The 26,068-nt window shown below is 44.4% G+C and carries 18 protein-coding genes; 11 read left to right on the top strand and 7 right to left on the bottom strand.

All coding sequences use genetic code 11. The features are described from left to right. Positions 1-42: 42 nt before the first annotated feature. On the bottom strand, positions 43-732 hold the full coding sequence (locus F0364_RS04880; protein WP_153796640.1) for a MotA/TolQ/ExbB proton channel family protein: 690 nt from the start codon (positions 730-732) through the stop codon (positions 43-45). A gap of 335 nt (positions 733-1,067) precedes the next feature. Further along, positions 1,068-1,502: a DUF6526 family protein gene (locus tag F0364_RS04875; protein WP_153796639.1), complete on the bottom strand. Its 435-nt coding sequence runs from the start codon at positions 1,500-1,502 to the stop codon at positions 1,068-1,070. Between the two features lie 222 nt (positions 1,503-1,724). Here F0364_RS04875 and F0364_RS04870 point away from each other — a divergent pair, with 222 nt between their 5' ends. Continuing rightward, positions 1,725-2,627 (top strand): alpha/beta fold hydrolase, encoded by a 903-nt coding sequence (locus F0364_RS04870; protein WP_153796638.1) that lies wholly within the window; start codon positions 1,725-1,727, stop codon positions 2,625-2,627. A gap of 51 nt (positions 2,628-2,678) precedes the next feature. Here F0364_RS04870 and F0364_RS04865 read toward each other — a convergent pair whose 3' ends face one another. Together F0364_RS04865 and F0364_RS04860 are read right to left on the bottom strand one after the other, a co-directional pair. Then, positions 2,679-2,885, bottom strand: coding sequence for a hypothetical protein (locus F0364_RS04865; RefSeq protein WP_153796637.1), 207 nt, complete (start codon positions 2,883-2,885; stop codon positions 2,679-2,681). Between the two features lie 196 nt (positions 2,886-3,081). After that, positions 3,082-3,783, bottom strand: coding sequence for a hypothetical protein (locus F0364_RS04860; protein WP_153796636.1), 702 nt, complete (start codon positions 3,781-3,783; stop codon positions 3,082-3,084). Between the two features lie 355 nt (positions 3,784-4,138). On the opposite strand from F0364_RS04860, the gene F0364_RS04855 reads away from it, so the two are divergent. From F0364_RS04855 to F0364_RS04840, 4 genes are all read left to right on the top strand, one after another. Then, positions 4,139-5,497 carry a glutamine synthetase family protein gene (locus tag F0364_RS04855; protein ID WP_153796635.1) on the top strand — a complete coding sequence of 453 codons (1,359 nt, stop codon included), beginning with the start codon at positions 4,139-4,141 and terminating at the stop codon, positions 5,495-5,497. Positions 5,498-5,559: 62 nt separating this feature from the next. Then, positions 5,560-6,708 (top strand): iron-containing alcohol dehydrogenase, encoded by a 1,149-nt coding sequence (locus tag F0364_RS04850; protein ID WP_153796634.1) that lies wholly within the window; start codon positions 5,560-5,562, stop codon positions 6,706-6,708. A 562-nt stretch (positions 6,709-7,270) separates the two neighbouring features. Further along, positions 7,271-8,122 (top strand): aminotransferase class IV, encoded by an 852-nt coding sequence (locus F0364_RS04845; protein ID WP_153796633.1) that lies wholly within the window; start codon positions 7,271-7,273, stop codon positions 8,120-8,122. Positions 8,123-8,198: 76 nt separating this feature from the next. Then, a complete protein-coding gene (locus F0364_RS04840; protein ID WP_153796632.1) occupies positions 8,199-9,146 on the top strand; it encodes an ion channel in 948 nt (315 codons plus the stop codon). 8 nt (positions 9,147-9,154) lie between these two features. Here the strand turns inward: F0364_RS04840 and F0364_RS04835 are convergent, their stop codons facing one another. From F0364_RS04835 to F0364_RS04825, 3 genes are all read right to left on the bottom strand, one after another. Next, entirely contained in the window at positions 9,155-10,051 is an 897-nt protein-coding gene (locus F0364_RS04835; protein ID WP_153796631.1) for a hypothetical protein, read from the bottom strand. 189 nt (positions 10,052-10,240) lie between these two features. Then, positions 10,241-11,578, bottom strand: a complete 1,338-nt coding sequence (locus F0364_RS04830; RefSeq protein ID WP_207632517.1) for a sugar transferase — start codon at positions 11,576-11,578, stop codon at positions 10,241-10,243. Between the two features lie 93 nt (positions 11,579-11,671). Beyond that, the gene (locus F0364_RS04825; RefSeq protein WP_153796629.1) at positions 11,672-12,646 is read right to left on the bottom strand and encodes a Gfo/Idh/MocA family protein; all 975 of its coding nucleotides are present in this window, start codon (positions 12,644-12,646) and stop codon (positions 11,672-11,674) included. Between the two features lie 564 nt (positions 12,647-13,210). On the opposite strand from F0364_RS04825, the gene ruvA reads away from it, so the two are divergent. From ruvA to F0364_RS04795, 6 genes are all read left to right on the top strand, one after another. Next, on the top strand, positions 13,211-13,795 hold the full coding sequence (gene ruvA, locus F0364_RS04820) for a Holliday junction branch migration protein RuvA (RefSeq protein ID WP_153796628.1): 585 nt from the start codon (positions 13,211-13,213) through the stop codon (positions 13,793-13,795). Positions 13,796-13,911: 116 nt separating this feature from the next. Then, on the top strand, positions 13,912-21,156 hold the full coding sequence (gene sov / locus F0364_RS04815) for a T9SS outer membrane translocon Sov/SprA (RefSeq protein ID WP_235921015.1): 7,245 nt from the start codon (positions 13,912-13,914) through the stop codon (positions 21,154-21,156). A 379-nt stretch (positions 21,157-21,535) separates the two neighbouring features. Further along, on the top strand, positions 21,536-22,195 hold the full coding sequence (locus F0364_RS04810; RefSeq protein WP_153796627.1) for a hypothetical protein: 660 nt from the start codon (positions 21,536-21,538) through the stop codon (positions 22,193-22,195). Between the two features lie 213 nt (positions 22,196-22,408). After that, complete coding sequence (locus tag F0364_RS04805) at positions 22,409-23,515, top strand: hypothetical protein (protein WP_153796626.1); 1,107 nt, start codon at positions 22,409-22,411, stop codon at positions 23,513-23,515. 249 nt (positions 23,516-23,764) lie between these two features. Beyond that, complete coding sequence (locus tag F0364_RS04800) at positions 23,765-24,352, top strand: hypothetical protein (RefSeq protein WP_153796625.1); 588 nt, start codon at positions 23,765-23,767, stop codon at positions 24,350-24,352. 532 nt (positions 24,353-24,884) lie between these two features. Next, positions 24,885-26,012, top strand: coding sequence for a serine hydrolase domain-containing protein (locus F0364_RS04795; RefSeq protein ID WP_153796624.1), 1,128 nt, complete (start codon positions 24,885-24,887; stop codon positions 26,010-26,012). Positions 26,013-26,068 lie beyond the last annotated feature (56 nt).

Raw genomic sequence — 26,068 nt, 5'->3', positions numbered from 1 at the left:
ATTTAAATGTGGTGACAGAAGAGAAACACAACGCATCGTTTTTTAACGTCCCGGCTCCTGCAATATGTCTAAAAATTCTGCACTGGCCGCTTCCATTTTGTTGGCCGTTTTATCCACCTGTGTGCTTAGGAAATTGTAGCCCACATAAGCCATAAGGCCGATAATTAAACCGGTTGCGGACGTGATCATTTTTACATAGATACCGCCGGCGATAACGCTTAGCTCAAAATTGCCGGTGCTGTTAATATTATAAAACAATTGCACCATGCCTATAATGGTACCCAAAAAACCAAACATGGGTGCAATGCCGGCAATCAGCGAAAGTATAGACAGGTTACGCTCCATTTTATACATTTCCAGCTTGCCTACATTTTCCATGCTCTTCTCAATAATTTCAATGGGTTTGCCAATGCGCTGTACGCCCTTTTCAATCATGCGGGCTACGGGGTTATTGGTGTTCTTTGCCAGGCTGCGTGCAGAAGCTACATTGCCGGACATGATGTTATCCCGTATAATGCTCATAAAGTTGGCATCTATCTTAGCAGCTTTGCTTATGGCTATCAGCCGCTCAATAAATACAAAAATGCTGGCGGCAAACAAGAGGTATAAAGGGTACATTAACCACCCACCTTTGTCCAGTAAGCTCCATAAGTTAATTTTCTCTGCCGTTTGTGCGGCTTCTGTCGCGGTGTTTAGGATTTTGGAAGTATCTGCCTGCAATAATATGCCCATTCGTGGTTTTGTTTAAAGTGAGGCTAAAGTATGTTGTATTGCAAAACAACGAGCAGGGTGTGAATAAATTACCCGGAGCTGTGATTTTAGGAAAGCTTTTGCAGAAAATTGTACGATGTGCGTGTTGTACACGCTACATGTTTCATAATTCATTTGCCGGCGGAACGACATTATTGTTTCCGGCGCCTGCGGTGGCAGAAACATAATCTACCAGGGTCTGAAAAGCTGCCATAAAAAACCGGACGTAACAAGAGTTCTAATCTTGCTGCTTCGTCACGCAAGATTGCTCCACAGGCGATGCCATGAAAGTATGTCGCCGGGGCTCAAAAAAGTCTTTACACCCGCATATCATCCGGCTGCCAGTTCTTTATCAGTTTTTTAATACCATCGGGCGAAAGGTTTTGGTGCAGGGTAATTTCTATCAGTTGCAGCAACTCTTCATCGGAGGCAAAGCGCAAAGCAGCGAGCTGTTTAAAACTCAACTGCGGTTCCAGTGCTTCCAGTTTTTTATTGGTAAGCACATAATAGCGAAAGCGCATTTCCAGCCGCACAATCCTGTTTTGGTTGCCCAGCGCATAGTGCTGGCGCAGCATGAAAGACAGCCAGCCAATAAAAACAAATACCAGACCTATGGCCAGCCACTCTTTCCATTGCTGTTGCGTAAAGGCAAAACGGAAACAGGCAACAACTGCCGCCAGCAGTAACGGGTAAAATACAAAGTGGTGCAACGGATAATACTTAACATGGTTGTGGTAATCCTGCTTTTTCATGCGTATTTCTTTTAACAATATGGCTGCATATTTAGTGCCTTTGCCATGCTTGCGGTTATTGCACAAAACTATGTGGTAAAACATTCCCGTTACCTGCCACAGGGGGCAGATAATTTACACTTAGTACCGCAGGCGGGTGTAAAACCAGCCATAAGTGCCGGTGGTATGTTTTATGCCACCTGTAAGCATATTCCATTATCACTTAACTTAAAATTTTTTGTTATGCCTTATATGAAAGCAGGCAGTAGTTTTTCTGCACAGGAAGTAAACCTTTATTATGAAGACCTTGGCCAGGGGCAACCGGTAATCTTTATTCACGGCTGGCCTTTGTGCGGCGATATGTGGGAATACCAGGTTACTGAACTGGTAAAACATAATGTACGCTGCGTTACTTATGACAGACGGGGTTTTGGAAAATCATCCCGCCCGCTGGATGGCTATGATTACGATACCCTTGCGGCAGACCTTAAAAGTATTATTGACGGGTTACAGCTAAACAATGTTGTATTGGTGGGCTTTTCCATGGGTGGCGGCGAGGTGGTGCGCTACCTGCAGAGGTATGGAAGCCGCAATATTTCCAAAGTAGTGCTTATCAGCGCGGTAACACCGTACATGCTTAAAACCGAGGACAACCCCGAAGGCGTGGATGAGGAAGTATTTGCGGAAATGCTGATTAACATGCAAACTGACAGGATTGGCTTTTTAGACAGTTTTGGAAAGCAATTCTTTGGTATAAACCTGCTTAACCACCCCGTAAGCAGCCCGCTGCTGGAATACTACAGGGATATGGGTGCGCAGGCCTCGCCTATTGCCACACAGGAATGTGCCAAAGCTTTTGCGCAAACAGATTTCAGGGCCGGTATGGCCGCCGTAAATGTACCCGCATTGGTAATACATGGCGACTCAGACAAAACGGTACCTATTGACGCCAGCGGCAACCGTTCAGCCGATATGCTGCCGCACTGCCAGTACATTATTTACGAGGGTGCACCCCATGGCCTATTTTATACCCACCGTCACCAGTTAAATGGCAACCTGCTGGAGTTTATTAACGGCACACAGGTATCTGTGCAGAATGCCGTGCCGGCAGACAGTGTTATTTTGCCCAGCAACTACCCCATATAAAATAACAGAGGGGCTGCTATACGGCGGCCCCTCTATACAAATCAATCATGCTTAATTATTAAACACCATACCAAGCGGGTTAGCCAACAAAAGGGTGCCGTCATCCATGCGCACCAGCGCCACGGTAACAGGTATTTTGCCTTCCTTATCTTCAATGTAGGAATTAGCCCATTGTATAAACTGCCCGGTTACAGGCATTGGCACATCATGCATAGTGATATTGGCATCAATATAGCTGGTAAAAGTTACGGTAGACATAGTATTGGAATAGAACTGCAAAGGTATTGGCAGCCGTTATGTAAAACGCAGTTCACCCATTTTTTAATTTGTCCGGCCCGGGGCCGGTTTTTTATTTTGGTGACGGACGGAAGTATTTCATGGCATCCCAATTGTGTCACTCACTTGTACGTTCGGTTTTTTATGGGAGCTTTTAAGCGGAGTGATGCATAAGGATTTATTCATACACCACCTCATCATCTTTAAATCTTTCCCGCCATTTTTCAATAGTTAAAGGCAGGCGCTTTTTCCATGGCTCGCTATTGGTAAAATAGTACACTTTATCATCTTCAAGTACAGCCGCCCAGAAATGGTCGGCAGAATCTGTCATGATGATGTTTTCCATTATGGTGAACAGTCCCCGTACACCAGACGCATATACTTTCACCTGCAGGCTATCCAGGTCTTCTTCATCTGATGTGAGCTGTGTAGAATTCACAAACAAACTATACTTATCACCTGTTAAAAGCCTAAAAAGAGAGTCTTGCTTTACGTTATTAAACAAGCCTATGCTTAAAAGAGTTTCTTCCGCGGCGGTTTTAGCCGCAATCTTATCCTCATTAATATAGTCTCCTCCATAACTTACTGCCATCCCCGCCATACAATCACCCTTAATCTGCCGGATTACTATCAGGGAATCTCCCGATAATTTAAACTCAAGAATACAGCTATCCAATTCATCATATTCTGTATAAGTAGCTGTTTCATCTGTTACAATGGCAAAACCCTCCAACTCGCCACTATGGGCGCCGTTAAGTGCAAATAAATGAAATTCTAATGAATCATTTTGGATGCCCGTTATACGCAGGTTGCTTTCGTTTTGCCATAACTGCCGCTTCCATTCGCCAAGCCATTTCCGGCTCACAAGTACCTTATTCACTTCCTGGTGGTTTTCTACCTTGTCCGGATTTGAATGACAGGCACATATCAATAAAAGAGATATGCACAGGATAAATATAGATCGCATAAATTATAGCAGTACTTTATGAAGATAATTTAAACAGGTAAAGTAAACCCATACATCTATTGATCCCCAAATATTTCTCCTTCCATTATCAACTTTTCATTAATTTCCGCCCTTTAAGCTTATCTCAATATTTATTGCCGGCATTTGCGCCTGTTGAAACGGAAAAACAGGTTTACCCCCGCCATGTTTGGGCTTACAATATGGCTGATGTAATAACCTGCCTGTGTTAGCCGGCAACAAGTTTTTAATCCACCACAAACCACATAAGATGACAACACAGGAAATCCTGCAATACGTTAAAGAACATCCGTCAGGTAAAGTAAAACTTGTTTTTGCCGATATTGACGGCATACTCAGGGGTAAATACATTTCAACGGAAAAGTTTCTGTCTGTCGCCGAAAACGGCATGGGTTTTTGCGAAGTAATCTTTGGCTGGGATGCCGGCGACGAAGTGTACGACAACACCACTTTCACCGGCTGGCATAACGGTTACCCGGATGCACCTGCACGTATTGACCTGGGCACTTTCCGCAAAATTCCATGGGAGAATGATACACCCTGCTTCCTGGGCGAGATAATGACAAAAGACGGAGACCCCTCCCCTGTTTGCCCCCGGCAACTGTTGAAAAAAGTACTCAACGATGCAAACACGGCAGGCTACACACCTTTCTTTGCGCAGGAATTTGAATGGTTCAATTTTGCCGAAACACCGCAGAGTGCGCAGGACAAAAAGTTTGTGGGCCTTACGCCACTTACGCCAGGCATGTTTGGCTACTCTATCCTGCGCAGTTCGCTTAAGAATGACTTCTTTAACGACCTGTTTGATCTGCTGAAAAAATTCGGCGTTCCGCTGGAAGGCATACATACCGAAACCGGCCCTGGCACTTATGAAGCGGCCATTACTTACTCCGGCATACTGGAAGCTGCAGACAGGGCTATACTCTTCAAGACCGCTGTCAAGGAAATCGCTTACCGCCACAGCATCATGGCCACATTTATGGCCAAGATAAACGAAAACCTTCCGGGCTGCGGTGGCCATGTTCACCAAAGCCTCTGGGACAGCGGTGCGAAAAAAAATCTTTTTCATGATGAGCAGGACGGCGGTAAAATGAGCGGATTGATGAAAAGCTACATTGCCGGGCAACTGTACTGCCTGCCGCAGATTTTGCCCATGTTCGCCCCCACCATTAACAGCTACAAAAGACTGGTGGAAGGTGCCTGGGCGCCCACCACGCTTACATGGGGCATTGACAACCGAACGGTAGCCCTGCGTGTACTAAGTGGCAGCAGCAAAGCATGCCGGCTGGAAACCCGCGTTATGGGTGCAGATGTTAACCCTTACCTGGCCATGGCCGCCTGCCTCGGTGCTGGCCTGTATGGCATACAGCAAAATATGCAACTAACGCAGCTACCTGTAAAAGGCAATGGCTACAAAGACACCAGCAATGGCGTGTTGCCGGGCACTCTGCACGATGCCACACAAAAAATGAAAGCCTCCGCTGTTGCCAAAGAAATTTTTGGGGAAACTTTTGTTGAGCATTTTACACAAACCCGCGAATGGGAATGGCGGCAGCACCTTAAAGCTGTTACAGACTGGGAATACAAGCGCTATTTTGAAATTATATAATCACGAAAAAGCGGCACAAACCTGCATTTTCAACATACAACATCATAAACATTTATAACCGTATGACATTCGATACCATCCTGCAGTACAACTTTCCCACCACCATCCGGTTTGGCGCCGGTGCAAGCAAAGAGCTTGGCGATTACGTTATAAAACAGGGCCTTTCAAAGCCCATGATTGTAACAGACCCCAACGTTGCGCAGCTTGGTTTTTTTAAAGAAATAGTAACCGGCTTAAAAGCAAAGAACATTTCCGTTGAAGTGTTTTCTGACATACATAAAAACCCGGTAAAAAGCGATGTATACAAGGGCACTGACCTTTACGACGCTACACAGCGGGACAGCATTATCGGCATTGGCGGCGGCGCAGGGCTGGATGTGGCCCGGGCCATCTTATTACGCATTAACCACCGCGAAGACCTGTTTAAATACGATGACCTTATCGGCGGAGATGTATATGTAACCAACGATGTACCGCACTTCATCACCATACCTACCACGTCCGGTACAGGTAGCGAGGTGGGCCGCAGCGCCATTATTGCCGATGATGAAACACACCAGAAAAAAATACTTTTTTCGCCCAAGCTGCTGGCCAAAATAGTTTTTGCAGACCCGCTGCTTACCATGGAGCTTCCGCCATTTATTACCGCGGCTACCGGCATGGATGCGCTTACCCACAATATGGAGGCCTACCTCGCCAAAATGTACCACCCAATATGCGAAGGCATTGCGCTGGAAGGTATTAAGCTGATTGACGAATCACTGGAAAAAGCAGTAAACAAACCTGATGTAGAAGCCAGGAGCAAAATGCTGCTCGGCAGTATGATGGGCGCTGTTGCTTTTCAAAAAGGGCTGGGCGTAGTTCATTCGCTGGCACACCCCTTATCGCAATTGCTCGACACCCACCACGGCCTTGCCAACGCGGTTAACATTCCCTACGGCATGCAGTTTAACATTGCCGGTTTTGAAGACAAATTCAGGCGCATTGCCCGGGTGCTGGAGCTGAAGGAAGAAACCGGCGATGCCGTGGTTCAATACCTTTTCAATTTCAATACTTCCATCGGCATACCTCATAAGCTTCGCGATATCGGTGTAAAAGAAGAGCATATTGAAACCCTGGCAGACCTGGCTTTTGCCGATTTTGCGCACCCCAATAATCCCAAACCGGTAAGCAGGCAAGACTTTAAAGCCATTTACCTGCAGGCATTATAGTTAGCAAAAAGCATCACATTTTCGGGGTGGGCAACAGGTTTGCCTGCCCCGGACATTTATGTAGTAAGTAATAAAGAAAATACGGGGGTGTCCCTCGTACCTCGGGCCGGGCTTTCCGCTATTACTCCGGCACAAAAGCAGCGCTGCCCCACGCCCCCTTCAGGGGGAGCCGGAGGGGGCCCTCACCGGGGTAACCGCTTCAATCCCTCACCCGAAAGACAGTTGCCGGTTGCAGGTAGCTGGTTTCCGATCTGTAAATGTGTAAAAGGTTGATGATTTTTTTAGCCGGTGAAGTGAGGAGAAATTCAGCGCTTGATGCTATAGTATATACAGGATAAAATTATGCCATAGCCCAAAGAGCTAAATGTGAATAGCCCCGGATAAAATCCAGGGTTGGCATTTGATAATAGAACATTCAACCCCTTCGGGGTTGAACAACGCTATTGCATCACCCTTCAGGACAAGTAAGACCTTGCGCTCTTTCTACTTAATCCACTATTGAACATTGTACAATAATGGTAACCATAGCCGCAAACCTTATGCTTTCCTTACATTTACAGCTATGGCCCGGCAATACATCAACTACAACGGCAAAATATACCACTCAGGAAAACTGATCATCTCGCCAGACAACCGTTCCTTCCGTTACGGCGATGGTTTTTTTGAAACCATGAAAATGATCAACGGCCGTATCATTCTGCAACCGTTTCATTTTGAAAGATTGTTCAGTTCTTTGGAAACATTGCGGTTTGAAAAACCATCTTATTTTACTGAAGCATACCTGAAACAGCAGGTTGAAGAGCTGGTTGCCAAAAACAACCATGCCGGCCTTGCCCGCATAAGGTTAATGATCTTTCGTGGCGATGGCGGACTATATGATGCGGAAAACCATTTTCCCAATTTGCTGGTACAAACATGGCAAATGGATAATGCCAACAACCGGCTGAATGAAAACGGGCTGGTGACGGACATTTTCCCCCATGCCCGCAAAGCCTGCGACCTGTACTCTCCTGTCAAGAGCAACAACTACCTGCCCTATGCCATGGCCGCATTATGGGCTAAAGAAAATCGCCTTAACGATGCACTGCTGCTTAACAGCTTTAACCGCGTTGCTGATGCTACCATTGCCAACATATTTGTTGTAAAAGATGGCGCTGTGCTAACCCCTTCCTTACAGGAAGGCTGCGTTAGCGGCGTTATGCGCAGGTACCTGCTGCAATGCCTGCGCAAAGAAAATATACCTGTGCAGGAAACACAGTTATCAGCAGAGGATGTTTATAACGCTTCTGAAGTTTTTTTAACGAATGCCGGTTATAATTTAAGGTGGGTAAAACAGGTGGGCAGGTACGGCTATCAAAACCAATTAGCGGCTTTTTTGCACAATAAGTTTGTTGTAGCCCTGTTGAATGGATAAACCTAAACCACCTTTCCCAAGCTTTGCTTTTTAACTGTTGCCCCTTTAGTAGATTTGGTTATTCAAAAACGCATTTATGGCATCTCTCAAAAGTCTTAATCCATTCCTTAAGAGCAACAACGATACAGGTTTTGGCGCCAATGCGAGTGGTTATGGCGGCCGGTTTATTAATAAAGACGGCACTTTCAATATTCAAAAAACAGGCATCCCTCTCTCGGAACGTTTCAGCATATATCATTCCATGCTAAACATGCCAAGGTGGAAATTTGCTTTGGTAATTGTAAGTTTCTTCTTTGGCATCAACCTGGTTTATACGCTGGTATATCTGGCTATCGGTAAACATGAATTTACCGGCATGATTGCCACCGGCTGGTGGCAAGAGTTTTTGGAACTTTATTTTTTTAGCACCGAAACATTTACCACTGTAGGTTATGGCCGCGTAAACCCTGTTGGTACAGCGGCTAATTTTGTTGCGGCATTTGAGGCCATGAGCGGTTTTTTAAGTTTTGCTGTTACTACCGGTTTAATATATGGCCGCTTTTCAAGGCCAAAAGCATTCATTTCATTCAGCGATAATGCAGTAATAACAAGTTTTAAGGATAAGACTGCATTAATGTTCCGTATTGCCTCTTATAAAGATTTGCATGTTCTTACCAATGCGGAAATAAGGGTAACAACCGGCATGCTGCAAGCAGAAAATGAACATAGGAACTACAAATTTTACGAACTGGAACTGGAACGCAACCGGGTAGACAGCCTGATGATGAACTGGACAGTTGTTCATGTAATTGATGAAAACAGCCCGCTTTTCGATCTGTCTCCGGAAGATATGAAGGAGGCTGATGTTGAAGTGTATGTTCTGGTAAGGGGCTTTGATGATGTATATTCAAATACGGTTTTAAAAAGAACGTCCTATACGTACGATGAAATTTTGTTCGATAAAAAATTTGTACCCATGTACAAAGAAAGTGAGGATGGAAAAACCACGATTGTAGAGTTACATAAGTTAAATGAATTTCAATAGGCAGCTTTTTAAAGAAGGCTTATTTTCTTTACTTCAAAATAGCGCTCTTCATCTGGCCCGAATTGACGGTAGAAACTTGCGACAGAGGGTATGTCTGAACCTTCAAAATCCAAAGTACATTCCTTTCCGGCGTTTTCATAAATTAACCGGTCTATAAAAAAGTAGGTAGCCCTGGCGTTTCTTCCCGCAGCGGATGGCGCACCAAGCCAATAATACAACCTTTGTTTTTCATGGAGTATTACGGATGCAAACAGCGTTTCTGCGTTGACACTGTTTTCCACAGAATACAAGGTTGCCATGTTTCTTTCCAGGGCAGCTTTGGCAAAAGTTTCAGCCGCACTGTAATCTCTTTTGCTATGTGTTGTTTGCAGGGCGCCGTAAGCACTATCGTATAATGCGATAACTTCTGTAAGATTGTTTTTTTTAGCCAGGGCGCAATTGCGTGATACAGCTTTGTGTATGTTCTTTCGGCAGGATGCAGTGTATCTTGAACGAAATATAGCATCATAGGAAGATGCCAGGGGAAGAACATAATTCACTCTTTGCTTTAGTAACCATTTTGGAGGGAACATTAAACTGTCGAAATCTGAGTGAACAAAGTTGAAATTTTTCTTAAGCAGCCCTGCCACCTGGCCATTCTCCTCAAACCGTGCAACAGTGCGCATCAAAGAAATCCTTGGCAAAAAGGGCACCTGGTAAACATACTTTAAAACAGCTTTTTTTCGCCAGGGAACAGGCATAACGGCTTCGTAATCATTAAACACAATTCCACTCCAGTTATCGCATAATGCATCCAGCGCCCAGCTATACATAAAAATGTTTTGTTGCGCCGCGGCTTCCACACAGGTATTCCACCTGCATTTGTCAATTTTATGTTCCGGTAGCAATTCCGCGGAATACTGCATGTATGCCTTATTTATTCCGCAACTTATGAATTATACTTAAATAACAGGGTGTGTCACCTTTGCGCCAGGGATTGCAGCGGTTACCCCGGTGAAGACTTTGTGTGGCTGGCCGGCGCCGGAGTAATAGCGGAAAGCCCGGTGCCCTTGCGCAGCTTGGGCAGGCGCCATGAATATATCAGAAAGTACCTGCTACTTGCCTTTGCCCAGCAGTATAATGCGCAGTGAATAGATCATGATTTTTAAATCCAGCAGCAGGGATGCATTTTCCATGTACATTAAATCGTACTGCATGCGTTCTACCATTTCCTCAACAGTTGAGGCATAACCAAAGCGCACCATGCCCCAGGAAGTAAGCCCGGGTTTTACTTTAAACAGGTATTTGTAATAAGGGGTAAAACGGGCAAGCTGGTCAATATAATACTTACGTTCCGGGCGGGGGCCTACAAGGCTCATATCGCCTTTTAGTATATTCCAGAGCTGCGGCAATTCATCCAGCCGCCATTTGCGCATAAAACGGCCCCAGCGGGTAATGCGTTGGTCATTCTCTGACGAAAGCATGGGGCCATCCTTTTCGGCATCGGCCACCATGGACCGGAATTTGTAAATATGAAAAGGTTTACCCTTATATCCTACCCTCTTTTGGGAATAGATAATAGGGCCCGGTGAAGAAAGCCTTGTTTTAATAACCAGTACCAGTAATACCGGGCTTAGTACAATAAGCCCAAATAAAGCGAAAAATACATCCACCACCCGCTTGATATTTTCCTGCCATACGGGCATTACATTGGTTTCAATGTGTATCAGCGAGGCGCCCAGCACATCGCTGGTTTTAACTGAGCCGGTAAGTATATCGTAAGTGGTTGGTGTAATTCTTATGGCAACATCCTTATCGCTTAACACATCAACCAATTTGGTTCTTGTTTTTACATCTTCTTTTGACAGCGCCAACACCACCTGCTGCACATGGTGGGACTCTATTACCGTCCCGGCATCGTCTAACCTGCCCAGCCTTTTTACCTGCCTGGCAAAAGGTGAATGATTTTCCTGGTCTGACAGGTAACCTACCGTTCTGTAACCAAACTCGGATTTATTCTTCTCAAACTCCCGGTAAATTTTAAAGCCTTCCTTATTGTCACCTATAAATATGGTGTTGATGCTGTAAGCGCCTGTACGCAGGTGCCTGCGGCCAACATTAATGAGCAACAGCCTTAGTGAAAAAGTAAACAGGCTTTGAAACAGCCAAAAACTGAAAAATATTTTGATATAATAATTGTATTGCCGGGCAGTATCATCAATAACCAGGCAAAAGAATAAAGCTGCACATCCTATTAAAGCCTGTATAACAGTGCTGTTTAATTCGCTTAGCCTTGATTTGGAATAAATGGATTTATTATAGCCTCCCATAACGGTATACAGCGTAAGCCAGAATGCCGGGATAAGGATAAACAATTGTATATGGAAAAAATAATCAAGCAAAAGGTAACGAATGCTGGTTGTATTGTATTGGTGGAGTTCCTGCCTGCGCATAAGGCAAATAAGAAACCATGTGAGTGCGCTTGAGCAGTAGTCGGCAAACACATACCATCTGATTGTTAAAGGAGGGCTTAGTAAACGCATAACTTACACCATTATACTGGTATTACTTATCTTGTCCAATATCTGGTGAGCAACTTCCATAGCAACGAAGCCATCAATTTCGCTAACAGCAACCGGTTTTTCATGAACAATCGCATCTATAAAAGCGTGCAGTTCTTCTTTAATTGCATTAACAGGCTTTGTTTCGGGGTTGGAAACAGCAATCGTTTTTGTTCCGTAGGGCGTTTCCAGGTCAAAGGTAAAGGCATTTTCGTCTTCGGAGGTCTTCAGCTTTATTATTTCGGTTTTCTTTTCCAGAAAGTCAATGCCAATGTAGGCATCTTTTTGAAACAGCCTCATTTTACGCATCTTTTTCATACTAATACGGCTGCTGGTAAGGTTGGCTACGCATCCATTGTTAAACTCTATACGCACATTGGCAATATCCGGTGTTTCCGTCATTACCGCTACTCCGCTGGCGGAAATGCTGCGCACATCGCTTTTAACCAGGCTAAGGATAATGTCAATGTCGTGTATCATCAGGTCCAGTATCACACTTACTTCTGTGCCCCGCGGGTTAAACTGTGCAAGCCGGTGCACTTCTATAAACATGGGGTTTAGCGGCATATTTTTAATGGCCAGGTAAGCGGGGTTAAACCGTTCTACATGGCCCACCTGTACTTTTACCCTTGCCTCACGGGCCATTTTTACTATCAGTCTTCCTTCGCTTATAGTGTTGGCCAAAGGTTTTTCCACAAAAATATGCTTGCCCTTGCGGATGGCTTTTTCGCAAAGCTCAAAATGGTGATTGGTGGGCGCCACAATGTCTGCGGCATCAATTACATCCAGCAGGGCCTCAGGCGTATCAAATCTTTGTAACTGGTACTTGGTGATAATGTCTGCGGCCGCGGCATCGCTTGGGTCGTAAAAACCCACCAACTCCACCCCTTCTATTTCTTTCCAGTTGTTCAAATGAAACTTACCCAGGTGGCCCACGCCAAAAACACCCACTTTCAGCATAAATTTTATTTAATGGATAAAGATAAAGAAAGCGGGTTGTTAGTTGCTGAATGTTTGGCTGTTCAGTGCTGAATGTTATTAACTGAAGGATTATGGCGATTCGAAGAATAATTATTGGCACGAAAACCAACCGGTGAAGTGTTTGATTATTATTTGTTCTTAACTGAAAGACGAGATAATAATAAACCCATTTTTACAACAGGCGATGCCACAAGGAAAGGTTGCTGGTGCCCAAAAAATGCAAATGAGCAATTTGGGGCTACCCTAAATATTTATACTGCTTGCCTGATAAAATTCTGCAACAATTTTTTGGTGACCAACAATAGTGCTACTATGAGGCGCCTGTTGTGTCACTCACTTGTACGCCTGGTAATTCTATTCGGCAACGTGCGGCCAGGCTGCTTTTCTTTACACAATTTTATGCGGTGTGTAGTATAGGTATAAACGCATGCCGATATGGCTACTCGTCTATCCAAATTACCCTTACAATAGATGGCTGGGGCTTTACACCAAAAAAATAGAAAATGTTAAATTTAAATTTATACTTTTGATTCCCTATACGTTATGATAGCTTTTGTTAGAGGAAAATTTGCACGGAAATCCCCGGCACAGGTAATAGTTGATGTGAATGGCGTTGGATATGACTTACAGGTTAGCCTGAATACCTACTCGGCTATCAGCGGGGCAGAAGAAGGACAGTTATTTACATACCTCCATATCACCGAAAACGCTCAAACCCTCTATGGTTTTTTTGAGCAAACGGAAAAAGAACTGTTTTTACAGTTGATCAGCGTGTCTGGCGTGGGAGCATCCACGGCCAGGATGATGTTGAGCGGCATGAAACCCGATGAAATTATTAAAGCCATTGTGCAAAGCAATGCCAAACAACTGGAAGGCATTAAAGGCATTGGCAAAAAAACGGCGGAAAGGCTTATTCTTGAACTGAAAGACAAACTTGGCAAACACAGCCAGGAAACTTTTACAGGAATGCAGCCAATACGCACACAGGAACAGGATGCTTTACAGGCGCTGCTTGCGCTTGGTATTGCCAGGCCGGCAGCGGAAACAGCGCTGAAAAAGGTATTAAATGTTCCGGATCGCTCTTTATCACTGGAAGAAATTATTAAATTGGCATTGAAAAACCTATAATACTATCGCATTTGAAGATACTTCTACGTAACCAGAGCTGACGAAAATTGACCCATATACGTAATATCCTTTGCTTATTTGTTCTGATAACTTTCGGAAGTGTATCATGCGTTACCGTGTTTGCGCAGCAACAGCAGCAGGCCGATACAACTGCCAAAAAGGGATCAGACACACTGCGTTACCCGCTGAAGGACCGCCGTGGCGACCGTTTTAGCTGGAAGAACAGGAACCCTTTTTACCTGAACGATACCAGCTTTATTAAACAGGACATACAATACGACCCTGTTACCAAACAATACTACATTGTTGAAAAAATAGGCAATACCTACTACCGCAAGCCCACTTACCTTACACTTGATGAATTATTGCGCATACAGGGCCGCAACGATGAAATAGACTATTTTAATAAAAGGGCGCAAACGTTAAGCCTGCTTAACCAAAAAATTACCCGCCCTAAGATGAAGGTGTACGACAAACTGTTTGACAGGCTTTTTGGTCTTGGGCCAAACGGTTTGAAAGTGGATATTAAACCACAGGGCAATGTGGACATTATGATTGGCTACCAGGGCCAAAACATAAAAAACCCTACCCTGCCGGAGAGGGCACGCAAAAACGGCGGCTTTGATTTTGACATGAACGCCAACCTGAACGTTATTGGCAATATTGGCGACAAGCTTAAACTGCCCATCAGCTACAACACTTTGGCCAACTTTGACTTTGAAAACCAGTTAAAGCTGGATTACAAAGGCATGGATGACGAAATCATCAAATCCATTGAAGCAGGTAATATCTCCTTCCAGTCAAAGGGTACATTAATACCAAGCACACAAAGCCTTTTTGGTTTAAAAACCCAGTTACAGTTTGGCAAATTATTTATAACAACGGCACTGGCTACGCAAAGGGCACAGCGGCAGAGCCTGAACCTGCAGGGCGGTGGCGTATCTCAGCAGATTAACAAGAAGCTGGACGATTATGACGAGAACAAGCACTTTTTACTGGCCCAGTATTTCCGTAATAATTACAACAAAACCATGGCCAACCTACCCGTGGTTAACAGCCAGGTGCAGATATTGAGAATGGAGGCTTGGGTTACCAACAGAACAGGTACTGATACATCCATAAGAACGGTGGTAGGTTTAATGGACCTGGGTGAAAACCAGCCATGGAACCCGGTTAACCGGCCGCTTACATCCAACCAGTTACCGGACAATGGCTCCAACGACCTGTACAGTTTTCTTATTGGCAGCCAGGCCAACCGCAACCCATCCCTCATTAACTCAGCTTTACTGGCACACGGTCTTAGCCCGGTGCAGGATTATGAAAAAACCTTTGCCCGCAAGCTTAGCCCCAATGAATACTTTTTCAACCAGCAGGCAGGCTTTATTTCGCTAAACATACAACTGCAGCCGGATGAGGTACTGGGTGTAGCTTACCAATACACTTACAACGGTAAAGTGTACCAGGTAGGTGAGTTTTCCCAGGATATTAATGTGGACTCAACCAAAGGCGTACAAAAAGTGCTGTTCTTAAAGTTGCTGAAAGCAACATCCCAGCGCACCACGTTGCCCATCTGGGATTTGATGATGAAGAACGTCTACTCACTGGACGTTACCGGCCTTACCCAGCAGGATTTTAAACTCAACATCCTGTACCAGGAACCCAGCGGCGGCACCAAACGTTACCTGCCGGAAGCTTCGCCGGAAGCCCTGGGCCGGCCTATATTGTCTCTGCTTAACCTTGACAGGCTTAATAACCGCAACGACCCATTACCAGATGGCCAGTATGACTTTGTGGAAGGGTTTACCATTCTGTCCCAACAGGGTAAAATCATCTTCCCGGTACTGGAACCTTTTGGGCGGGATCTTGATTCCCTGGCATTCCAGGGCCAGCCGCAGGACATAAAAAACAAATACCTTTTCTACGCCCTTTACGATACCATTAAGGCCATAGCCCAAACCTATGCCAACCTTAACCGTTTTGTAGCGCAGGGCACGGCCAAGGGCAGCTCCAATACAGATATTTACCTGGGGGCCTTTAACATACCGCAGGGTTCTGTTACCGCCACCGCCGGCGGGCAGGTACTGCAGGAAAACGTGGACTATATTATAGACTATAACCTGGGTACACTTAAGGTAATTAACCAGGCCATTATCAACTCCGGGGTGCCTGTACAGGTACAGTTTGAAAATAACGCCAATTTTGGCCTGCAGCAGCGGACCTTTATGGGCCTGCGGCTGGATTACCAGGTAAACAAAAAGCTGGCCCTGGGCGGTACCATGGTAAGGCTGGCAGAACGGCCGTTCTTTACCAAGATGAACTATGGCGAAGACCCCATCCGCAACACCATGTATGGGCTTGACTTCAGCTACCGCTCCGAGGCGCCATTCCTTACAAGGTTGCTGGATAAATTACCGTTTTACTCAACCACCGCGCAAAGTACCATTACCGCTTACGGAGAATTCGCGGCACTAAAACCCGGCCACCCATCACAGATTGGTTCCGGCGAAGACGGGCTTATTTACATTGATGATTTTGAAGGTACCCGCAGCAGTATTGACCTGCGTTTTCCCTTTATTTCCTGGACACTGGCCTCTGTGCCACAGGGTAACGGCCTGTTTCCGGAAGGCACTTTAACCAACAACCTTGACTACGGCAAGCGCCGGGCCAAGCTGGCATGGTACAATATTGAGCCTATATTGCAGGACAAAACCAGCAATAACAACCCGCTGAAGGGCGACCTGGAGGCATTGAGCGACCCCAGGGTACGTGCCGTATTTACCAATGAGCTTTTCCCGCAACGCACCACTAACCTTACGGATGTACAAACCTCCACCTTTGACCTGACCTACTACCCCAAAGAGAGAGGCCCCTACAACTATGAAGCCTCCAGGGCTTCTATTGACGACCAGGGCCGGTTTATACAGCCAAGGGACAAATGGGCAGGTATTATGCGCAACATAGACCAAACCGATTTTGAAACAGGCAACGTGGAATATGTAGAGTTCTGGCTGCAAAACCCGTTTATTGACAGGCCGGCCGCTACAGGCGGTAAGCTGTACCTTAACCTGGGCAACATAAGCGAAGATGTGTTGAAAGACGGGCAACGCTTTTACGAAAACGGCCTGAATACACCCAACCAGCCTTCAGCGGTAGACAATAGCTCCGCCTGGGGCCGCACGCCGGTTAACCCCATACAAATAACCCAGGCCTTCAGCAACGACCCTGCCGACAGGCCTTTCCAGGATTTGGGCTTTGACGGTATGAACAATGACAGCGAAACGGTAAGACGGTCTGACTACCTTAACCTGCTGCAAACAAATTTCGGGGCTAATTCGCTGGTAGTAAGACAGGCACAGCAAGACCCATCCAACGACGACTACCGCTGGTACAGGGATGCCGTGTACGACCAAAATAAAACCAACATACTGGGCCGCTATAAAAACTTCAATAACCCGCAGGGCAACTCCCCGGTGGCATCTTCTGATATTTCCCAGTTTACCCCTGCCGCCACCATGTACCCGGACAATGAAGACCTTAACCGGGATAATACCCTTAATGAAACCGAAGAATATTATGAATATGAAATTGACCTGAGACCTGGTATGTCAACCGGGCTTACCAAATACATCACCGATACCAGGGTGGTAGTGCCCAGGCTGGCCAATGGCGCCAACAAGCCCGAAGAATGGTACCTGTTCCGTGTGCCCATTAAAGATTTTACCAATAAGGTGGGCAATATACCCGACTTTAAATCCATACGCTTTATAAGGCTTTACATGACAGGGTTTGAAGATTCTGTTACCCTGCGTTTTGCCCGGTTTGACCTGGTACGCAACCAGTGGAGAAGCTTTGCTTACGAACTGGATACCATAGGCGCTTACAAAACACTGCCGGCCAACTCCGCCACTACTAACAATGTGCTGGCAGTAAACCTGGAAGACAACAGCAGCCGCCAGCCTATACCCTACAAAATACCGCCCGGTATCGAGCGTGTGCAAATGCTGAGCAACAACGGCGTAAACCTGCTGCAGAACGAGCAGGCCATGAGCCTTAAAATATCCAACCTGGCTGAAGGCGACGCCAGGGCTGTATTTAAAACATTGAACCTGGATATGCGCCAATACGGCAAACTCTCCATGTTCCTGCATGCGGAAGCATTCATCGGTCAAACCCTTAACGATGGCGACATTAATGCCGTAATAAGGATAGGCCAGGACTTCTTGAACAACTATTACGAGATAAAAATCCCGTTACGCATCACCGCCCCGGGCGTTAACCCTTCTGCCGAGGAAATATGGCCCGCCGACAATAACCTGGATTTTGACCTGCAGGAACTGGTACAGCTTAAGTTGCGGCGCAATACCAATGGCGCGGATATTAACCAGATTTACCGGGAAGTGATTGGCACAAAAACATTTTCAGTGCGTGGCAACCCCAACCTGGGCGAGGTAAGCGGCTTCCTTGTAGGCGTGGAAAACGCCAAAAACGGCAACGTGTCGGCCCCCATCAATACAGAAGTGTGGGTGAACGAATTAAGGTTGTCCAAACTTTCTGAGAACGGCGGATGGGCAGCCCTGGGCAGAATGGACATACAGCTTGCAGACCTGGGCACTTTCTCTGTTTCGGCCAACACCTACACGCAGGGCTTTGGTACGCTGGAACAACGTGTAAACGAAAGGGCCAGGGAAAACATGCTGCAGTACGATGCCGCCTTAAACATTGATGCCGGCAGGCTTTTACCCAAAGGCATCGGCGCTACCATCCCCATCTATGCCAGCATTAACCGCACCATCCTTACACCGCAATACGATCCCTATGACCAGGATGTATTATTTAAGTACAAACTTAATTCCGCTGTAGATAAAAGAACACGCGATTCTATCAAAGATGTGGGCCTTGACCAGCTTACCATTAAAACATTTAACCTTACCAACCTGCGCTTCGGCCAAAACGCGGTTAAGAAAAAGCTGTGGAGCATCAGCAATTTCGACTTCAGCTACTCCTATACCAGCACCGAGCAAACCAACCCCCTGATACTGCTGAACAGCATTGTTAAACACCGCTTCGGGCTGGGCTATACCTACAATGGTGAAGCAAAGTATTTTGAGCCCTTTAAGAGGATGATAAAAAGCAAAAGCAAGTGGCTTGACCTGGTGAGGGATTTTAACCTCAACCCCGTACCCTCGCTGCTGGGCTTCAGGGCAGATGTTAACCGACAATACGGCCAGTACACCCCCCGCATTATCAATACGTTTGACAGTAAGGTGGAAAGGGTGGATACTACCTACGACAAATACTTCACATTCGACAGGTATTATAACATGCGCTGGGATTTAACCCGGTCGCTTAACCTGGACTTCAGCGCTACCAACTTTGCCAGGGTAGATGAGCCATTCGGAAAAATTGACACCAAGGAAAAGCGGGATTCCATCCGCCGCAACTTCTTCAAAGGCGGCAGAAATACCCTATACCAGCAACGGGCCATCCTTAGCTATAACCTGCCTTTAAACAAATTACCGCTTACAGACTGGATTACCGCCCGGTACAGCTACAGCACCAACTATAACTGGATAGGCGCCAGCCTGCTGGCCCTTAACCTGGGCAATACCATAGAAAATGGCCAGCAAAACAACCTTACAGCAGAATTTGATTTTACCAGGCTGTACAGCAAATCCCGCTTTTTGGATGCTGCCAACCAGCCGGCATTGCCACGGGCGCCCAAAGACAGTACTGCCCAGAACAACAACCTTCCGCAAACAGATAATGCCAACAACTGGTGGGATACCATACCCAGCCGGGACAAAGTGGTGAAGGGCCTGAAAGGGAAAGCAAAAAGAGAAGCACTGCGCAAATGGCGGCAGTTAAAACGCGATGGCCGCAAAGCCAAACGCGAAGCAGCCCGCACCCAGCCGGCCGATATGAACGGTTTTGCAAGGGCAGGCGGCAGGTTAATTACCATGGTTAAACGCGCCGCTGTTAATTACTCAGAAAATTACAGCAGCCGCATACCCGGCTATACAGACAGTACAAGGGCACTTGGGCAAAACTGGGCCAGCATGCAGCCGGGCCTGGGCTATGTATTCGGCAAACAGCCCGATACCGCCTGGCTTAACCAGAAAGCAAGGCAGGGCGTGCTTACACGGGATAGCACGTTCAACCTTATGTTCAGGCAAAACTTTGAACAAAAGATTAGCCTTACCGCACAGCTTGAGCCGGTAAGGGAACTGATTATAGACCTTAACCTGGACAAGTCTTTCTCCAAAGATTATACAGAATTGTTTAAAGACACTACAGGCACCGGCAACAACTTTGGCCACCTCTCCCCTTACGCCAGCGGCGGATTTAGCGTAAGCTACATCAGTTTCGGCACCATGTTCGAGAAGTTTAAGCCAACAGAAGTTTCCGCTACGTTCAACAAGTTCCAGGATTACCGCAATACACTTTCCCGCAGGCTGGCCAACAACAACCCCTACTGGCAGTCACTGCCCGATAACCAGAAGTTTACCGCGGATGGTTATGCAGCGGGTTATGGCCGTTATGCGCAGGATGTGCTGATACCCGCCTTCCTGGCGGCCTATACCGGTAAAGACCCTAATTCTGTCGGGCTCATCAACCAGTCAAACCCCAATATAAAAAGCAATCCCTTCCGCAGCATTATGCCCAAACCTAACTGGCGGTTAACGTATACAGGTTTGTCAAGAATACCGTTCCTGGAAAGTATTTTCAGCAACATATCCATCACGCATGGGTACAACGGCACGCTTAGTATGAACAGCTTTACCAGCGCCCTGTTCTACCAGGACAGGTTTGGTTTTGGCGCACCCAGCTTTATTGATACCGTTTCGGGCAACTATGTTCCGTTCTTCCTGCTGCCCAACATAACCATACAGGAGCAGTTTGCACCGCTGTTCGGCTTCGATGTAACTACCAACAGCCAGTTAAACCTGCGCTTTGAATACAAGAAAAGCAGAACACTTAGCTTAAGCCTGATAGACTACCAGTTGAGCGAAGTAAGGAGCACCGGCTGGACATTCGGCGGCAGCATAAGGCTGCGCAATTTCTCCATGCCGTTTAAGCTGCCCTTTGCCAAAAAGAACGCCCAGAACGACATGAACATCAGCCTTGACCTCGGCATGCAGGACGACACCCAAAGCAACAGTGTGCTGGACCAGGCCAATGCCTACAGTACCGGCGGGCAAAAAATCATTACTATACAGCCTTCAATAGACTATGTATTAAACAACAGGGTAAACCTCAAATTCTATTTCGACCAGCAGCGGGTTATCCCCTACATCTCAACCTCCGCCCCCATTACCAATACCAGGGCCGGGTTGCAGATAAGGATATCACTGGCGCCATAGCCGACTGTAACCGCAAACGGAATTTTTATGGGCCCGGCAGCAGGAACAAGCATTAAGCATCGTTGCGTCGCACTCTTGTACGGTTAGATTCGCTATTCGGCTTTTCCCACCGGGTAGCCTTGGTCTGTGCAGCCTCCGGCCCCACAAACATGGCGCCCCGCATGCAAAAGCCAAGCCGCTATGCATAACAGCAATCTTGCTATTGTTACAGTAACCACTGACATACGGCCTTGCTTAAGGTATCCCGTTGGGCATCCAGAGTTTTATTTCCGCAGTTTACCCCAGCCGATTTTTCACTGGGTTTCGGCCCGGGCAAAATCCCTACTAAGCATTTTCATTGACGTAACCCTGCTATACAAAAAACGAAATAAAAACAGTATTGAAAACGAGGGAATTGTATATTTTTAATTGTGCGGCTAATACGGCAATGCAAACGTTAGCTGGCATTTTGTTGGACACCCTCTTATTAATGAACAGTCAAATGATTAAACTATTATTTTCTTTCAGTTTTCTTTTTGTTGTGAATATCTCAAAAGGGCAAACTACTGTTCAAAAAAAATCCGTCAACCAAACTAAAGACACATTAAAAAGAAACTATGATTTTTCTCGACTCAAGCCTGTAGAGCTACCTCGACCTAATTCTGGAACTTTCACTTACGAGCAAGCGGGAAAAAGAAAAAATGAGATTTACAATTTGCAACTTACGCCAAAACATTTTAGTTGGACAAATCCTACTTCAGGCGGTGCCGTTCATATTAACAAAAGAGATGAGATTGAAGTTTATCAATTTACTATAGGAATATTGGAGAGTGTGACTGACTCTGCTATTAATTATATTGACGCACCTAAGGATACTTTTGTTGTTATTACAGACCCTAAGAATTTGCATTATTATGTTGGTGGTATTGGCGAGGGAAATCCAGCAAGTGTTTTAATAACTTCTGAAATAAGATTGGATAAATCCGAAGCAATTAAAAAAATTATGCAAGAACTGTGGTTGCCAAGTGTCCAAATTTACTACCTGACAAAAAGGAGATAAAACGCCAGCTAACATTCAGTTTTGCGTCAGCAGGGGGCGACGAATATATACTCGTCTTTTGTACTACTATCAGCGGCATATCCCGCTGAACGAACACAGATGAGCAATAGAATATTTTTCAACTTTAGTAACTTACATCGGCTGCAGTTCCGGGCTGGACGTTTTCCAAATGCCCTGTCGAACGCAAAGCTGTGGCCGTTATATGCGATTTTTATGAGCACCCCACCATCAATAGAAACATTGCGGAAAATCACTCCAATCGACAATAGTCTAATCAAATATTATCCAGACTTAGATTTTCTTGACATTTCTGACAACATCGATAAGATAAATAAAAAGAAGAGTAAAAACCTAAGCGACATTGAAACAAATTATCACAGCATAGGGTACTTTCAAAATGAAAAGCTAATACGCATTGACCAAGTCGGAGCAGGAATACCCAAAGAGACTTACATAATTTGGGAAAATGGCAAAGTAAAGGAAGCGCATGATTTTTTTCTAGGCCTTCGTTGGGGAGAGAAAATCTCAAACAAAGAACAACTTAGTTCCAGTTGGTTTTATACTTATGAAAATGACTTGACAAAAAAAATAGTTTGGCTAAATTATGAGGATAGGAAATATTACGACCACGGTAAAATGACGGTTACATATGATTATGAGTATGACAGCAAAGGATTATTGTTTATCAGGCAAACTGTGATGGGAGAAGGAAAGCTTTGGAAAGAACCACAAATTCAAATTTCTTTTGACAGGGAAAAGGAACTATTCCTTAAAACTTGTACAATATCAAAATCACCTTTGATTGCAGCAAATTCAAAAGTATCAGACAATGTAATAGATTTTAAAATCAAAAATAACACCAGAACCTGCAATTGCAAAAAATGCAAAATGCCTTTAAGTTTTATTGCAACTGTAAACCTAATTGACAAGAGATTTAATTTGACGAATATAAAAATCACTGACACTCCAGTATTACATTGTTTTAACTGTATGGAGACACAGCATTATAATCCAGACAGTTTGAATTTGCCAGTAGTTAATAAAGTGGCATTTACAGAAACTGTTTATAAATTCAAAAGAGAGACTGATGAAGAAGCACTTGAAAAAGCGTTTCTTAAAATTGGCGGACAACCGATTTGGATTCAAGAGGATGGGCATCCAAAATGTTCTCAATGCAGTAAGACTATGAAGTTCATAATTGAAATTCAAACAGACGAAAACTTAGTAAACGGCTTTGACACTTTAGCATTTGGTGACAGCGGTAAACTATATGTCTTTGCTTGCTGCGACAATGTGACGACAATACCGCAGTGGTATTAAAACCGCATATAACATTGGGTTTTATGCAAGTTGGGCTTGACCTTGTAACTTCAACTAATTGCAAATCGCAGCTTCAATTCCAGCAGACGAATATCTATCAGCTTTTGTACTTAACTTCATCAACATATTTTCAATCAGCAGCGGTTATCGGCAGACGGAATACTAATTCCCAACCTGCATAAAGCCCTGCCCGTTGATGGCAATTAAACTCCATTCTTCCTCAATATTTCAATAAAATAATTTGACAAAATGCCGCATACGATAAGCTTAGAATGTTTTTCAGAAGATTTTTCAACCTCAAAAAACATAAACTACAATAAACTTTTAGAGGTAATTCGTGGAGATGAAAATTTTAAAGTCGAAAAAGAAGACTCCACTGAAACACTCTTTATTTGGAATGAAGAAAAAGAAGAATGGTTTCCTTTACTATGGTTGACTGACGAAAAAAGTTATATCAATTCAAACCCTATTTTTGAACTTAATTTGTATTATGACTTAGTCAAAATTTCGGAACAACTTGATGCCACAATTATAACTGAGGAAGGACTAATTCTACTTATACCTAAGTATGGCTTATTACTTGACCCAGACGAAGGCATTGATGAAAATTTAGAAATTGGAGAGTTACAAGTAGAAATAGAGAAAACGGCAAATGTTTCGATAGCCATTAAAAATATTAAATCAAAACAAAAAACTGCTCCGCTAAAGGTTAGTCCTGAAAAAACTGATAAATCAAAAAAAATAAATGAATTTCTAACCTCGAAGAAAGGAAATGTATTGGCAATTATATTGACAATTATATTTTGTCTAATGCTACTGTTAAGAGCAAAAAAATAAACTGCCACCAACAACTAAGGCTTCGTCGGGTGTGAAACACCAAAGATGAAGCCGATATTGCACAGCCAGCCCCGCACCGCTGCGGGGGAACCTTCGGTAGCCGTGCGAGTAATTATGGGTATTGAACTGAAGTGAGGATGGCGTTAAGAGGTGTTAGGTTTCAGATAGGACATGTATAAAAAAGCTCCGGAAGATATTTTGGGCCGTTTTCTTCATTTTGTTTTTCTCAAGGTTTATTTTTCTTCGTTGTTTACAATCCTTTCCGGCAGGGATGCCATTCGATGCAAAAAAGTATGTCATCCCCGTTTATCATCTTCAGTCCGATCGGGACGAATAAAGCCGGGCAATAGAATATAACATCAACTATATTAACTTTACTCAGCTTCGGTTCCGGGCTGACGAATCCGGAATACCAGCACAGCAGAAAGCCCTGGCCGTTATGGGCAATTTTTCAAACTACTCAACTACCCTAATAAAACTTTCAGAAACTTGTAACTTTTAAGGCACGGTTTCGTTTAAAAATAAACTCCTTGTGATTAAAAAAATCTTCTTTTATACCACTTGTTTTTTACTTGTCATTATAGCAGGCCGTTCAACTGCTCAAAAAGCAACCATTATTCAAGATAAAAGCTTTGCAGAAATTCAAACATTCCTGCAATCTCTTATTGACACAGCGGGCATACCCGGCATAGCAATAGCAATAACAAAAGATACGGATATAGTTTACACGAAAGCCTTTGGGGTAAAGAATACAGACACTAAAAAAAAGTTAGAACCCTACAATACATTCCATATTGCCTCTATTTCAAAAACATTCACAGCAACTGCGGTAATGCAACTTTATGAAACAGGGAAAATTGATATTAACAAGCCATTAGTTACTTACTTGCCCTATTTTAAGATGAAAGACGAACGATACAAAGACATTACTATAAAGGAAATGCTGAACCATACATCGGGAATGCCAGACGTAGATGATTATGAATGGTATAAAGGGATTAAAGACGAGGGGGCTGCAGAACGTTACGCAAGAAGTTTAAGCGATAGTATGCTAATCAGTAAACCAGTAACAGAATTTCATTACAGCAATATTGCATTTGATATTATGGCTGATTTAATTGCCAAAGTATCTGGAATGTCATTTGAAAAATATGTAAAGGAAAACATACTCACACCGCTTGAAATGTATGAAAGCAGCTTTTATTACCCGGAAATTAAAAAGTCCTTTCGTACAAGCCCTCATATCGGCAATCCACCAAAAGTAATAGCCATATATCCTTATAACAGAATGCATGCGCCAAGTTCAACTCTAAATACGAATGTGCTGGAAATGTCTCACTGGGCAATTGCTAATATGTATAAAGGAAAATATAAAAGCACGCAAATTCTTACTGAGGAAACACATGCGATGATGATGACACCAACCTTTGTTAGAAATAAAGAGCAGAATATATCAATCGGACTAAGTTGGTTCATGTATCCATATAAAGGGATGACTAACTACGAACATGGAGGAAGTGATGATGGCTATAGAAGTTTGTTGACATTGATTCCCGAAAAGAAAATTGGAATAATAATCTTAAGCAATATAGAAACAATACGGATGTATGATACAAGGAATAAAATAAGAGATATATTGCTTGAAAAATACAAAGACTAATCGCAATAAATTCGTCATGCGCTTTTAGACAAAACTGCCCAAAACAACTAAGGCTT

The sequence above is a fragment of the Foetidibacter luteolus genome (assembly GCF_009650435.1).
GTDB lineage: Bacteria > Bacteroidota > Bacteroidia > Chitinophagales > Chitinophagaceae > Foetidibacter > Foetidibacter luteolus.
The sequence above is the reverse complement of the archived record's forward strand: the minus strand, read 5'-3'. Positions and strand labels throughout refer to the sequence as shown.